This is a genomic window from Pseudomonas sp. PD9R (assembly GCF_019200975.1).
In the GTDB taxonomy this organism is placed as follows: Bacteria; Pseudomonadota; Gammaproteobacteria; order Pseudomonadales; family Pseudomonadaceae; genus Aquipseudomonas.
Genome location: NZ_JAHTMR010000010.1, coordinates 124,135 through 137,294 on the forward strand (window position 1 = coordinate 124,135; position 13,160 = coordinate 137,294).

The following is a 13,160-nucleotide window of genomic DNA, read 5'->3' on the forward strand; positions in this document are numbered from 1 at the left end:
CTCCTACAATATTATGGGCCAGACATGAAAATCCCACAGTCGCGCCAGGCACGACTGTGGGATCGGTTTGCCGCAGTACCTTACTTGATCCGTTGACCAGGCTTGGCGCCGCTGTCAGGGCTGAGCAGGTAGATTTCTTCGCCGCCAGGACCGGCCGCCATCACCATGCCTTCGGAAATGCCGAATTTCATTTTCCGTGGCTTGAGGTTGGCGATCATCATGGTCAACCGACCATTGAGCTTGGACGGGTCCGGATACGCGCTCTTGATCCCGGAGAACACGTTGCGTTGTTCGTCACCGATATCCAGTGTCAGGCGCAGCAGCTTGTCGGCGCCTTCCACATGCTCAGCCTTGAGAATCAGGGCAACGCGCAGGTCGACAGCGGCAAAGGCATCGAACTCGATTTCCGGTGACAGCGGGTCCTTGGCCAGTTCGCCGTTACCGGCTGGTGCGGCTTCGCCGGTGTCGGTCTGGCTGGCGGTCAGGTCTTCTTTCGAAGCGTCGGTCATGGCTTGCACTTTGACTGGATCGATACGGGTCATCAGCGGCTTGAACTCATTCAGCTGATGGTTGGCGAGCCAGATCGCGTGGTCGTTCCAGGTCAGTGGCGCGACATTGAGGAACGCCTCGGCGTCGGCGGCCAGCAGCGGCAGTACTGGTTTGAGGAAGATCACCAGTTGGCGGAACAGATTGACCCCGGTGGCGCAGATGGCCTGGACTTCATCCTGCTTGCCTTCCTGTTTGTTCAGCGACCATGGCGCCTTGTCGGCGATCCAGGCATTGGCGCGGTCGGCCAGACCCATGATCTCGCGCATGGCGCGGGCAAAGTCGCGGGCTTCATAGGCGTCGGCGATGCCTGGCGCGGCGGCCAGGAAGGCTTCGGTCAGTTCCGGCGCGGCATTGGTGTCGACCATCAGGCCGGCATTGCCCTTGTGGATAAAACCGGCGCAACGGCTGGCGATGTTGACGACTTTACCGACCAGGTCGGAGTTGACCTTCTGCACGAAATCTTCGAGGTTCAGGTCCAGGTCATCGACGCCACGGCTCAGCTTGGCCGCGTAGTAGTAACGCAGGTATTCCGGCGACAGGTGATCCAGGTAGGTCCGGGCCTTGATAAACGTGCCGCGGGACTTGGACATTTTCTGACCGTTGACGGTCAGGTAGCCGTGCACGTTGATGCCGGTTGGCTTGCGGTAGCCCGCACCTTCGAGCATCGCCGGCCAGAACAGGGCGTGGAAATTGACAATGTCCTTGCCGATGAAATGGTACAGCTCGGCGGTGGAGTCCTTGTTCCAGAACGCGTCGAAATCCAGCTCCGGCGTACGGTCACAGAGGTTCTTGAAGCTCGCCATGTAGCCGATCGGCGCATCGAGCCAGACGTAGAAGTATTTGCCTGGCTCGTCGGGAATTTCAAAACCGAAGTACGGCGCATCGCGGGAGATGTCCCACTGTTGCAGGCCGGCATCCAGCCATTCGGCGATTTTGTTGGCGACAGCGTCTTGCAGGGTGCCGCTGCGGGTCCAGGTTTGCAGCATTGCCTGGAAGTCCGGCAACTTGAAGAAGAAGTGCTGGGAATCCTTGAGCACCGGGGTGGCGCCGGAAATCGCCGACTTCGGATCTTTCAAATCGGTCGGCGCATAGGTCGCACCGCATTTTTCGCAGTTGTCGCCGTACTGGTCTTCAGTGCCGCATTTCGGGCAGGTGCCCTTGATGAAGCGGTCGGCCAGGAACATTTTCTTTTCCGGGTCGAAGTACTGAGTGATCGAGCGCTGGGCGATGTGCCCGGCGTCGCGCAGCTTCAGGTAGATCTGGTTCGACAGCTCACGGTTTTCTTCGGCGTGAGTGGAGTGGAAGTTGTCGAAGTCCACCAGGAACTCGGCAAAGTCGGCGCTGTGTTCAGCCTGGACATTGGCGATCAGTTGTTCCGGGGTGATGCCTTCTTTTTCCGCGCGCAGCATGATTGCCGAACCGTGGGCGTCGTCGGCGCAGACATAAATGCATTGGTTGCCGCGGTGCTTCTGGAAGCGCACCCACATATCGGTCTGGATATATTCCAGCATGTGGCCAAGATGGATCGAACCATTGGCATAGGGCAGGGCGCTGGTGACGAGGATCTTGCGTGGCTCGGACATGGGGCTCGGCTACTTGATGAAACGGAGGTCGGCCACTATAAAGCGCCGGCGCATATTTTTCACCCCATGGGCCTGTTTCATTGGGTGAGTTACAGGGTAAACCATCAAAAGATCGCAGCCTTCGGCAGTGCCTACAGGAGTAGAGCCGGACATGTAGGAGCTGCCGAAGGCTGCGATCTTTTAAGGGCATCCCGCCAAACGATCAGAACAGGTACGATACCCGCCTGATTTTCCAGTCTTGTTATCGGAGTTGCCCATGAGCGCCGTCAATCGCGCAGCGGTGGAAGCCGTCCTTCGCCAATACACCGACCCTTACCTGAACCAGGACCCGGTCAGCGCCGGGTGCGTGCGCAGCATCGATGTGCAGGGTGATCGCGTCAGCGTCCAACTTGAATTGGGTTATGCCGCCGGTCTGTTCAAGAGTGGCTGGGCGCAGATGCTGGAAATGGCCATTCAGGGGTTGGATGGCGTAGCAAGTGCCCGCGTCGAGATCACCAGCGTAATTGCCGCGCACAAGGCTCAGGCACAGATTCCTGGCCTGGCCAACGTCAAGAACGTGGTGGCCGTGGCGTCCGGCAAGGGTGGCGTGGGTAAGTCCACCACCGCTGCCAACCTGGCATTGGCCCTGGCCCGCGAAGGCGCCAAGGTAGGGATTCTGGATGCGGACATTTACGGTCCGAGCCAAGGCATCATGTTCGGCATCCCTGAAGGCACTCGCCCACAGGTCAAGGAACAGAAGTGGTTCGTGCCGATCCAGTCCCATGGCGTCGAAGTGATGTCCATGGCATTCCTGACTGACGACAACACGCCGATGGTCTGGCGCGGGCCGATGGTCTCCGGCGCCTTGCTGCAACTGGTGACCCAGACTGCCTGGGGCGATCTGGATTACCTGGTCATCGACATGCCGCCAGGCACCGGTGATATCCAGCTGACCCTGGCACAGAAAGTCCCGGTGGCCGGCGCGGTAATCGTCACTACGCCACAAGACCTGGCGTTGCTGGATGCGCGCAAGGGCGTGGAAATGTTCCGCAAGGTCAACATTCCGGTGTTGGGCGTCGTGGAGAACATGGCCGTGCACATCTGCTCCAACTGCGGGCATGCCGAGCATCTGTTCGGTGAGGGCGGTGGGGTAAAACTGGCCAACCAGTATGGCGTTGAGTTGCTGGCTTCGTTGCCACTGGCGATGGCTATCCGCGAACAGGCCGATGGCGGCAAGCCAACGGTGATCGCCGAGCCGGACAGCCCGATTGCGCTGGTCTACCAGGAACTGGCGCGCCATGTCGGCGCACGGATCGTGTTGCAGGAAGCTGCTACGCCGGCGATGCCGAATATCACCGTCAGCGACGATTGATCGGCGCAGCCTATTAAAAGATCGCAGCCTGCGGCAGCTCCTGCAAAGGTCCATGTAGCTGCCGCAGGCTGCGATCTTTTGATCTGGGTTTAGATCCGCAACCCGCCATCCATTTCCAGAATCCGGCCGGTGTAGTAGTCGTTCTCGAAAATGTACGCCGCCGAATGGGCGATTTCCTCAGGCTTGCCCATGCGCTTGAGCGGAATGCCCGAAGTCATCTTCTCCAGTGCTTCCGGCTTCATGCCCAGGGTCATTTCGGTTTCGATAAAGCCCGGTGCAATGCCGGCCACACGAATGCCGTAGCGCGCCAGTTCCTTGGCCCAGGTCACCGTCGCGGCGGCGACACCGGCCTTGGCGGCGGAGTAGTTGGTCTGACCGACGTTGCCGGCGCGAGAAATCGACGAGATATTAATGATTGCACCGCTGTTGTTCAGCTCGACCATTTTCGCCGCGACTTCACGGGTGCACAGGAACACACCGGTCAGGTTGACGTCGATGACCGCCTGCCACTGAGCCAGACTCATCTTGGTCATTTCGCCGTCCTTGACCTTGAGCAACAGGCCGTCGCGCAAGATGCCGGCGTTGTTGATCAGGCCGTGGATCGCACCGAAGTCTTCGGCGACCCGGGCAACCATGTGCGTCACCTGCTCTTCATTGGCGACATTGCACAGGTAGGCGCGGGCTTCGACACCCTTGGACTTGCAGGCAGCCACGGCGTCGTCGAGCTTTTCCTGGTTCAGGTCCACCAGTGCCAGCTTCGCGCCCTTGCCGGCGAAATACTCGGCCATGGAACGGCCTAAACCCTGGCAACCGCCAGTGATAATGATTACTTTGTCAGTGAGTTGCATTCGCATGCCCCGGTAGCAGATCTGAGTTGTTCCTTGTAGAGCGCCTCTCGATCTGCGCCTTACGTGGCTTGGCTGCACATGAGAATTGCCCGATGGCGAACTGAAACACTTATCAGTTGCCCGTCCGTTTTTCTGACGGATTCTATATAAGGAGTCATAAATTGAGCGTTGAAGCGGCCAAGAATGCCCGAGAATTGCTTCTCAAGGAATACCGTGGAGTGCTTTCGACACACTCCAAGGCGATGCCCGGTTTCCCCTTTGGCTCGGTGGTTCCGTACTGCCTGGACGGGCAGGGCAGGCCGCTGATCCTGATCAGCCGCATTGCCCAGCACACCCACAATCTGCAAAAAGATCCGAAATGCTCACTGCTCGTCGGCGAGCGTGAGGCCGAAGACGTGCAGGCCGTCGGTCGCCTGACGTACCTCGCCGAAGCGCAATTGATCGAGGACGAGGCCGCCATTGAAGCCGCCGCCGAGCGCTACTACCGCTATTTCCCCGATTCGCAGAACTATCACAAGGCCCACGATTTTGATTTCTGGGTACTGCAGCCGGTGCGTCACCGTTACATCGGCGGTTTTGGTGCCATCCACTGGGTCAACGACCTGGTCCTGGCTAACCTTTTCGCGGGCAAAGCCGAAGTGAGCATGGTTGAGCACATGAATGCCGATCACGCCAAGGCCATCGCCCATTACGTCGAACTGGCAGGGCTGCCGCAAAGCGAGCCGGCACAGTTGGTCGGTATCGATACCGAAGGCATGCACCTGCGCATCGGCCAAGGGCTTTACTGGTTGCCGTTTCCAACGCCGTGTAATACGCCGACACAAGTTCGGGAAGCCTTGGTTTTCCTGGCTCACGCGGAGCATTGGCCGAAAAATGAAGTGGCTGACGCTTGAATTCACGCAATGGCGACGTCATCTAGGGAAGACTGGCAAGGCATTCTTGCGTTGAGGAACCATTTGATGCGCCCTTTTTTATTGCTCTTTCTGCTGTTTCCGGTGTTGGAGCTGTTCGTATTCGTCAAGGTAGCCGGGGCCATCGGGTTTTTCCCGGCCCTGCTGCTGATTATTCTCGGCTCGATGTTCGGTGTGTTCGTGCTGCGCGTCGCCGGTCTGGCCACGGCATTGCGTGCCCGTGAGAGCCTGAACCGCGGCGAGTTGCCCGCGCAGACCATGCTCGAAGGGCTGATGCTGGCATTGGCTGGAGGCCTGTTGATCCTCCCGGGTTTCATCAGTGACGTGATCGGCCTGATCATGTTGCTGCCGATCTCCCGCCGTCTGCTGGCCAATAAAATGCGTCAGCGCGCCGAGGAACAAGCGATTCGCCAGCGTGCGTTCGCCGATGACCTGCAAGCCCGTGGAGGCCCTGCGCCACGTGAGCCTCTGGGTCGCGAGCCCAACGTGATCGAAGGCGAATTCGAACACCGCGACACCAAGTAACACCGCATGACTGCACGGCACCTTCGGGTGCCGTGTTCGTTTGCGGGGCATCGAGATGAAAATTTTTCGACCCCCGCCCTTGTAATAAGCTTATGCGCCCTTATGTAACGGTCACCGCAAGGTTTCTGGCGATCACGCCAGACAGACTTCCGCGGTTCGCTTGACGAACCGCACCCGGCTCCGCCGGACTTTGTTAAACCCGCCGGGATTACACCGGCCGATGAAAACCACAATTAGGAGAGATCGACAATGAAGCTTCGTCCTCTGCATGACCGCGTCGTCATCCGTCGCAGCGAAGAAGAAAAGAAAACCGCTGGCGGTATCGTCCTGCCAGGTTCGGCTGCTGAAAAAGCCAACCACGGTGTGATCGTCGCTGCAGGCCCAGGCAAGACTCTGGAAAACGGTGAAGTACGTGCGCTGGCCGTTAAGGTCGGTGACAAGGTCGTGTTCGGTCCTTACTCCGGCAGCAACACTGTGAAAGTCGACGGCGAAGACCTGCTGGTAATGGCTGAGAACGAGATTCTCGCTGTACTGGAAGGCTGATTTCCCCGCTCATTTTCCCGTTACTACAAAGTATTTAAGGAATATCGATCATGGCTGCTAAAGAAGTTAAATTCGGCGACTCCGCCCGCAAGAAGATGCTCACCGGTGTAAACGTCCTGGCTGACGCAGTAAAAGCAACCCTGGGCCCGAAAGGCCGTAACGTGATCATCGAGAAGAGCTTCGGCGCTCCGACCATCACCAAGGACGGCGTTTCCGTAGCCAAAGAAATCGAACTGGAAGACCGTTTCGAAAACATGGGCGCGCAGCTGGTCAAAGACGTTGCCTCCCGTGCCAACGATGACGCAGGCGACGGCACCACCACCGCTACCGTTCTGGCTCAATCGATCGTCAACGAAGGCCTGAAAGCCGTCGCTGCCGGCATGAACCCGATGGACCTGAAGCGCGGCATCGACAAGGCGACCATTGCCATTGTCAAAGAGCTGAAAAACCTGTCCAAGCCATGCGCTGACACCAAGGCTATCGCTCAGGTAGGCACCATCTCCGCCAACTCCGACACCTCCATCGGCGACATCATTGCCGAAGCCATGGAAAAAGTCGGTAAAGAAGGCGTGATCACCGTTGAAGAAGGCACTGGCCTGGAAAACGAACTGTCGGTTGTAGAAGGCATGCAGTTTGACCGTGGCTACCTGTCTCCGTACTTCGTCAACAAGCCGGAAACCATGGTTGCCGAGCTGGACAGCCCGCTGATCCTGCTGGTCGACAAAAAGATTTCGAACATCCGTGAAATGCTGCCAGTGCTGGAAGCCGTTGCCAAAGCCGGCCGCCCACTGCTGATCGTATCGGAAGACGTTGAAGGCGAAGCCCTGGCGACTCTGGTAGTGAACAACATGCGTGGCATCGTCAAGGTTGCAGCCGTCAAGGCTCCAGGCTTCGGCGACCGTCGCAAGGCCATGCTGCAGGACATCGCTGTTCTGACCGGCGGTACCGTTATCTCCGAAGAAATCGGCCTGAGCCTGGAAAGCGCCACCCTGGAAAACCTGGGTAGCGCCAAGCGCGTGACCATTTCCAAGGAAAACACCATCATCGTTGACGGTGCTGGCGTAGAGGGCGACATCCAGGCGCGTATCGCTCAGATCCGTGCACAGGTTGTCGAAACTTCCTCGGACTACGACCGTGAAAAACTGCAAGAGCGTCTGGCCAAGCTGTCCGGCGGCGTTGCAGTGATCAAGGTTGGCGCTGGTTCCGAAGTAGAAATGAAAGAGAAGAAAGCCCGCGTTGAAGACGCCCTGCACGCAACCCGCGCAGCCGTTGAAGAAGGCGTGGTACCTGGCGGTGGCGTAGCGCTGATCCGTGCTCTGGAAGCTATCCTGGACCTGAAAGGCGACAACGCTGACCAGGACGTGGGTATCGCTGTTCTGCGTCGCGCTGTTGAAGCACCGATGCGTCAGATCGCTGCCAACAGCGGTGACGAGCCAAGCGTTGTGGTTAACGAAGTCAAGAACGGCAAAGGTAACTTCGGTTACAACGCTGCGACTGGCGAATACGGCGACATGATCGAAATGGGTATCCTGGATCCAACCAAGGTCACCCGTTCCGCTCTGCAAGCTGCATCGTCGATCGGCGGTCTGATCCTGACCACCGAAGCTGCGATTGCTGATGCACCGAAGAAAGATGGCGCTGGTGGTGGCATGCCAGACATGGGCGGTATGGGCGGCATGGGCGGCATGATGTAAGCCAGCCTTACCCCCGTAAGAAAAAACCCCGCCTGCGAAAGCAGGCGGGGTTTTTTATTGTCTTCCATTTGGTAAGTCGAAAGACCGAGTCGCAGCCATCGCGGGCAAGCCACGCTGCCACAGGTTCAGCGCAATCCCTGTGGGAGCGGACTTGCCCGCGAAGACGCCTATTCAGGCGCCGATCGGTTCAGCCTTGCCTACTCGCTCAGGCTTACCCACCGGGCGATACAGAATCCAGTAATACGAGCCCAAACAAATCAGCCAGCAGAAAATCGCCGTCCAGACGTTGTGCGAGAAAAAGTGCGCACCCTGCATCATCCGGCCGATGGAAAACACCGTGCCCAGAGCGAAGGCGAAGGCGAACGCTGCGCGTGCCATGCGCGGACGGCGGTCGCGTAATACAAAGAACAATGCAAACAGTGTGAAGCCAGTCGCCGCATGGCCGCCGGGCCAGCAACGGCCAGGTTTATCGGTAGGCGGGCGAGGGCTCAACAATTCGCTGTAGGTTTCGTGGCCGCCGAACTGTTCAAGGCTCCAAGGGCATTGCACCGCGGTCACTGCTTTCATGGGCGTGACAAAGGATGTCGCCAGACCCAGCGAAAGCACCAGGCAGCCCAATTCCCGTTTGTACGGTTTGAGCCTGGCCATGAAGAACGAGGCGATAAAACCGACGATGGCGAACACCGAAAACGCGATGACCACTTGTTTGGCGCGGTCGTGCAGGATGTTTTCCAGGAAGTAGCTGTGTCTGCCGATGAAGTCACCAGCGGCCGGGTCGTAGAACAATCTGGCCAGATCCATGTCCAGAGACGTCATCTCCAGCAATACCAGAATGATCGCCGCAACGGCAGGAACGCCAAGGCACACCCAAAAGTTGATCGGGCGTGAGGCGGGGCGGACAGCGGTTGATGACATGACGGATCCTGAACAATAGAAAAAACCCCGGGGCATCGGCCCGGGGTCATTCGGTTAATGTTGGCTGACTTGGTCGGTGCCCTCCTTGGGCGCCTTCCAGCCAAGCAGCTGTTGCTTGAAGCCATAACTGGCAGTTTGGTAATAAGTAATTGCCCGGGTGATCAGCGGATCACTGGCAACGGCCCGAGACTCGCGACTATCGGTCAGCGCGTCATCGTGACGACGCAGCCCCTGGCGCGGACTCAGGATCGCCAGATCCTTGCCGTCGAACAAGCCCAAATGCTGATAATTGCCAACCACTACACGCGGCGGCAGCTGATTATCCTGCAAAAGGTTGCGACCGAAAAACGTCGACTCATAGTCCAGGTTCAACAAGCCCAGTAATGTAGGCGCAAGGTCGATCTGGCTGGCCAGCTGTGCAGTTTCGCGGGCTTCGATCAGCTTCGGTGCATAAATGAACAGCGGAATCTGATAGTTACTGATCGGCAAGTCCTCCTTGCCCGCACTGCCGGCCGTATGGTCGGCGACAAAGACGAAGATTGTATCGTCGAACCAGGGCTTTTTACGCGCCTGATCGAGGAACTGACCAATGGCATAGTCGGTATATTTCACCGCGCCATCGCGCCCGTTACCGGATTTGATGTCAATCCGATTGTCCGGATAGGTATAAGGGCGATGGTTGGAGGTCGTCATCAGTTGCAGCAGAAATGGTTGCTGCTTTGCATAGTCGGCATCAGCCAGCTTCAGCGTTTGTTTGTACAGATCTTCGTCGGCCATGCCCCAGGCGTTCTTGAAGTGAATCTCTGCCTCATCGACGCTGCTCTGGTCCACGACGCGGTAGCCGTTGCCACTGAAGAAGGCATTCATGTTGTCGAAATAACCACGGCCACCGTAGACGAACACGCTGTCATAACCCACGGCGTTCAGTTGCTGGCCGAGGCTGGCAAAACCGCTTTCGCGACCGACGCGTTTGACGATCGAACGCCCGGGCGTCGGCGGGATCGCTAGGGTAATGGCTTCCAGGCCACGGTCAGTGCGGGTGCCGGTGGCGTAGAAGTTATTGAAGTACAGGCTTTGTTTGCGCAAGGCATCGAGGTTCGGTGTCAGATTGCGTTCGTCACCGTTGCTGCCCATGTATTTGGCGCTGAAGCTTTCGATGGTCACCAGCACGATGTTCGGTTTTCGTGGCGTCCCCGGGTTATCGATTTTCCGACGAATGTCCTGTGGGTCTTCGCCAATGAAGCGAGCATTGGGCTCTTGCAACTCGGCGCGAATCTGTTGCGCAACGACCGGCGACGGCAAAGTGCTGTAGAACTGCGGGTAATCCAGCTCGTTATTGCGGAAGGCGGCGAAGAACTGATACGGGCCGTTGCTCGCGAGTTCGTTTTGATAGGCGTTGCCACCTTGGGCGCGAGGCGCGTCCTGGCTGAGCAATTGCAGGCTCAGGCCGGCGGCGATCAACAGAACCAGCGCATTCAACAGGCGCCCGCGGAGGGGCGGCAACGGCGCATTCAGCGCAGCATTAAAGGGCTTGCGCAAGGCGACGCTCAAGGCTATCGCCAGCACGGCGAGGATGCTCAGTAACGTGCCAATCGGGTAGGACTCAAGCAGGTTGTTCAACACCTCGTCGGAATACACCAGGTAGTCGACGGCGATGAAGTTGAAACGTACACCGAACTCATCCCAGAACAGCCACTCGGCCACTGAGGTAAATAGCATCGCAAACAGACTGACGGTGAACAGCCCCTGAAGAAACCAACGATGGCCACGACGTCGCCACAGCGCTGGTGGACAGAGCAACAAGTAAAGGCCCATGGGCAGCGCCGCATAGGCAATGAAACCCAGGTCGTAGAGCAGTCCGATACCAAAAACCGACAGGAAACCGCTACCGGCCTCATCCAGGTGAGTCAGCAGCAGAACCATTCGGGTCAGGGAAAAAATGACCAGCCAAGTGCCGGTAATCAATTGTAGAAAACGCATGGGCGCCGTCTTTAAAACATCCATTGGCAACATTCCTTATAAGCAACCACGTCCATTCTGTTTCAAATGCTGTCGCGGCCATGTGAATCGAGAGTGAAAAACTCGTTATTCGCCTTCTTTAATTGAGCGAAACGATTGTGCGACCCGCAACCCTAGCCGTGAGCCACACTTGGCCTTAAGCTGCGCGGGCCAAGACGGCCGTTACTGTATACGCAGGAGATGCCCATGCGAATTCTATTGGTTGAAGACAACCGCGATATCCTGGCCAATCTGGCTGATTACCTGGGGCTCAAGGGCTATACCGTGGATTGTGCGCAGGACGGTTTGTCGGGCCTGCACCTGGCGGCCACTGAACACTACGACTTGATCGTGCTGGACATCATGTTGCCCGGCATCGACGGTTACACCCTGTGCAAGCGCCTGCGTGAAGACGCTCGCCGTGACACACCGGTGATCATGCTCACGGCTCGCGATCAACTGGATGACCGGCTGCAAGGCTTCAAATCCGGTGCCGATGACTACCTGATCAAGCCTTTTGCCTTGTCTGAACTGGCCGCGCGCATCGAGGCGGTAATGCGCCGTACCCAGGGTGGCGGTCGCCGCACCTTGCAAGTCGGTGACTTGAATTACGACCTCGATACCCTTGAAGTCACCCGCGAAGGTCGCTTGCTCAAGCTCAACCCGGTCGGCCTGAAGCTGCTCGCGGTGCTGATGCAGAAAAGCCCGCATGTGCTGCGCCGCGAAATTCTCGAAGAAGCGTTGTGGGGCGATGATTGCCCTGACAGTGACAGCCTGCGCAGCCACGTTCACCAATTACGTCAGGTGATCGACAAGCCGTTTGCCAAACCGTTGCTGCAAACCGTGCACGGTGTGGGTTACCGCCTGGCCGAGGGCCGTGATGGAGTTTAAACAGAGCCTGGCTCAACGGATCATCATCGCCTTCGCGCTAATGAGCGCATTGGTAGCGGGTGCCTTCGCCATGGGCATCGTCGCCACCGTGCACCTGGTGGAAGAAAAATTGATTTCGGCAGGTCTGGGCGGCGACTTGCAGCGTCTGTTGCTGATGGACACCGTCTCGGACTGGAGTCATCGCCCTGAGCCGGACCAGTTGTTCTATTTCAGTGGCGGGCAAGGTGACTTTGAACTGCCCAAGGATCTTCGGCACCTGGACACGGGTTTTCACGAAGTATTCCGCGAAAATCTGTCGTACCACGCGATGGTCGAAATCGTCGACGGTCGACACTACGTATTGTTGCAGGATCAGAGCGATTTCGAAGAGCGCGAACGGGTGCTGTTTGCCGTGGTGCTGGTGGGTTTCGTGCTCAGCCTGGCGCTGGCGGTTTTCCTCGGCTGGGTGCTGGCGCGCAAGGTGATGGCGCCGGTGGTGCGGCTGGCCCGTCAGGTACGCCATCGTGACCAGTTGCTGGGCCTGGCGCCGCCGTTGGCACCGGACTATGCCGCCGATGAAGTGGGTGAGTTGGCTGTGGCCTTTGACGCCACGCTCGGACGTCTGCGTCAGGCGTTGAGCCGGGAGCGACTGTTCACCAGCGACGTCAGCCATGAACTGCGCACGCCTTTGATGGTGCTGGCCAGTTCCTGCGAGTTGTTGTTGGAAAACCCCGCCCTCGATCAGCGCGGCCGCGCTCAGGTCGAGCGAATTGCTCGCGCGTGCGAAGAGATGCGCGAACTGGTACAGACCTTCCTGATGCTGGCCCGCGCTCAACGCGAAGACGCCAGTATGTCGCCACAACAATCGGTGAATCAGGTGGCAGACGGGCTGCTCAATCTGTGGCGTGAGCCGATCGAGACAAAAGGGCTCAGGCTGATCTTCGAGCCGGGTCATCAGCAGAACACCTTTTATAACGCGACGCTCCTGCATGCCGTCATGGGTAACCTGCTGCGTAACGCCCTGCATTACACAGAGCGTGGCTTCATCCGTTTGACCGTGACGACCGACGGTTTCATGGTTGAGGACAGCGGCGTGGGCATTCCCGAGGAGAAGCGCGAAGCGATGTTCGAGCCTTTTGTGCGAGGCACCGAGAAACGCGGTGAGGGCCTGGGGCTTGGGCTATCGTTAGTGCAGCGTATTTGTGAAAACCAGGGCTGGAGCGTCAGCCTGACAACCATGGAACCCAATGGCTGTCGTTTTGTAGTGAAACTGCATTTAGCGCATGTGAGCTGATCAACCAGTGATCCGTCGCGGCTTGAAAAACCTCGAAATAATTCGGGGTTTTTCTTAACGAATTTTTCACAACTGCATA

The 13,160-nt window shown here is 58.1% G+C and carries 11 protein-coding genes; 7 read left to right on the top strand and 4 right to left on the bottom strand.

Going from position 1 to position 13,160, the window contains the following annotated elements:
• Window positions 1-80: 80 nt before the first annotated feature.
• Window positions 81-2,132, bottom strand: coding sequence for a methionine--tRNA ligase (gene metG / locus KUF73_RS19715; RefSeq protein ID WP_218439724.1), 2,052 nt, complete (start codon window positions 2,130-2,132; stop codon window positions 81-83).
• Window positions 2,133-2,388: 256 nt separating this feature from the next.
• Between metG and apbC the strand changes: the two genes are divergently transcribed.
• Complete coding sequence (gene apbC, locus KUF73_RS19720; RefSeq protein ID WP_218439725.1) at window positions 2,389-3,483, top strand: iron-sulfur cluster carrier protein ApbC; 1,095 nt, start codon at window positions 2,389-2,391, stop codon at window positions 3,481-3,483.
• An 89-nt stretch (window positions 3,484-3,572) separates the two neighbouring features.
• On the opposite strand, the gene KUF73_RS19725 is transcribed toward apbC, so the two are convergent.
• Window positions 3,573-4,331 (bottom strand): SDR family oxidoreductase, encoded by a 759-nt coding sequence (locus KUF73_RS19725; protein ID WP_218439726.1) that lies wholly within the window; start codon window positions 4,329-4,331, stop codon window positions 3,573-3,575.
• A gap of 161 nt (window positions 4,332-4,492) precedes the next feature.
• Between KUF73_RS19725 and KUF73_RS19730 the strand changes: the two genes are divergently transcribed.
• The 4 genes from KUF73_RS19730 (at window position 4,493) to groL (ending at window position 8,004) form a co-directional block, all read left to right on the top strand.
• On the top strand, window positions 4,493-5,224 hold the full coding sequence (locus KUF73_RS19730; protein WP_218439727.1) for a HugZ family protein: 732 nt from the start codon (window positions 4,493-4,495) through the stop codon (window positions 5,222-5,224).
• Window positions 5,225-5,290: 66 nt separating this feature from the next.
• The gene (locus tag KUF73_RS19735) at window positions 5,291-5,767 is read left to right on the top strand and encodes an FxsA family protein (protein WP_218439728.1); all 477 of its coding nucleotides are present in this window, start codon (window positions 5,291-5,293) and stop codon (window positions 5,765-5,767) included.
• A gap of 249 nt (window positions 5,768-6,016) precedes the next feature.
• Window positions 6,017-6,310, top strand: a complete 294-nt coding sequence (locus tag KUF73_RS19740; protein WP_003227685.1) for a co-chaperone GroES — start codon at window positions 6,017-6,019, stop codon at window positions 6,308-6,310.
• Window positions 6,311-6,360: 50 nt separating this feature from the next.
• Window positions 6,361-8,004, top strand: a complete 1,644-nt coding sequence (groL, locus tag KUF73_RS19745; RefSeq protein ID WP_218439729.1) for a chaperonin GroEL — start codon at window positions 6,361-6,363, stop codon at window positions 8,002-8,004.
• A gap of 171 nt (window positions 8,005-8,175) precedes the next feature.
• Here the strand turns inward: groL and KUF73_RS19750 are convergent, their stop codons facing one another.
• Both KUF73_RS19750 and KUF73_RS19755 read right to left on the bottom strand, forming a co-directional pair.
• Window positions 8,176-8,919, bottom strand: coding sequence for a phosphatase PAP2 family protein (locus tag KUF73_RS19750; RefSeq protein ID WP_218439730.1), 744 nt, complete (start codon window positions 8,917-8,919; stop codon window positions 8,176-8,178).
• A gap of 54 nt (window positions 8,920-8,973) precedes the next feature.
• A complete protein-coding gene (locus tag KUF73_RS19755; protein WP_218439731.1) occupies window positions 8,974-10,923 on the bottom strand; it encodes an LTA synthase family protein in 1,950 nt (649 codons plus the stop codon).
• A 201-nt stretch (window positions 10,924-11,124) separates the two neighbouring features.
• Between KUF73_RS19755 and colR the strand changes: the two genes are divergently transcribed.
• Window positions 11,125-11,808, top strand: a complete 684-nt coding sequence (gene colR, locus KUF73_RS19760) for a two-component system response regulator ColR (RefSeq protein ID WP_008155536.1) — start codon at window positions 11,125-11,127, stop codon at window positions 11,806-11,808.
• Window positions 11,798-13,081: a HAMP domain-containing sensor histidine kinase gene (locus KUF73_RS19765; RefSeq protein ID WP_218439732.1), complete on the top strand. Its 1,284-nt coding sequence runs from the start codon at window positions 11,798-11,800 to the stop codon at window positions 13,079-13,081. The genes colR and KUF73_RS19765 overlap by 11 nt, the downstream gene beginning before the upstream one ends.
• Window positions 13,082-13,160 lie beyond the last annotated feature (79 nt).

Bases quoted from the DNA above. Each gene is read 5' to 3' on its own strand.
- KUF73_RS19735 (WP_218439728.1), top strand. From the start codon at position 5,291: ATGCGCCCTTTTTTATTGCTCTTTCTGCTGTTTCCGGTGTTGGAGCTG.
- KUF73_RS19765 (WP_218439732.1), top strand. From the start codon at position 11,798: ATGGAGTTTAAACAGAGCCTGGCTCAACGGATCATCATCGCCTTCGCG.
- KUF73_RS19750 (WP_218439730.1), bottom strand. From the start codon at position 8,919: ATGTCATCAACCGCTGTCCGCCCCGCCTCACGCCCGATCAACTTTTGG.
- KUF73_RS19740 (WP_003227685.1), top strand. From the start codon at position 6,017: ATGAAGCTTCGTCCTCTGCATGACCGCGTCGTCATCCGTCGCAGCGAA.
- apbC (WP_218439725.1), top strand. From the start codon at position 2,389: ATGAGCGCCGTCAATCGCGCAGCGGTGGAAGCCGTCCTTCGCCAATAC.
- colR (WP_008155536.1), top strand. From the start codon at position 11,125: ATGCGAATTCTATTGGTTGAAGACAACCGCGATATCCTGGCCAATCTG.
- KUF73_RS19755 (WP_218439731.1), bottom strand. From the start codon at position 10,923: ATGGATGTTTTAAAGACGGCGCCCATGCGTTTTCTACAATTGATTACC.
- metG (WP_218439724.1), bottom strand. From the start codon at position 2,132: ATGTCCGAGCCACGCAAGATCCTCGTCACCAGCGCCCTGCCCTATGCC.
- KUF73_RS19725 (WP_218439726.1), bottom strand. From the start codon at position 4,331: ATGCAACTCACTGACAAAGTAATCATTATCACTGGCGGTTGCCAGGGT.
- groL (WP_218439729.1), top strand. From the start codon at position 6,361: ATGGCTGCTAAAGAAGTTAAATTCGGCGACTCCGCCCGCAAGAAGATG.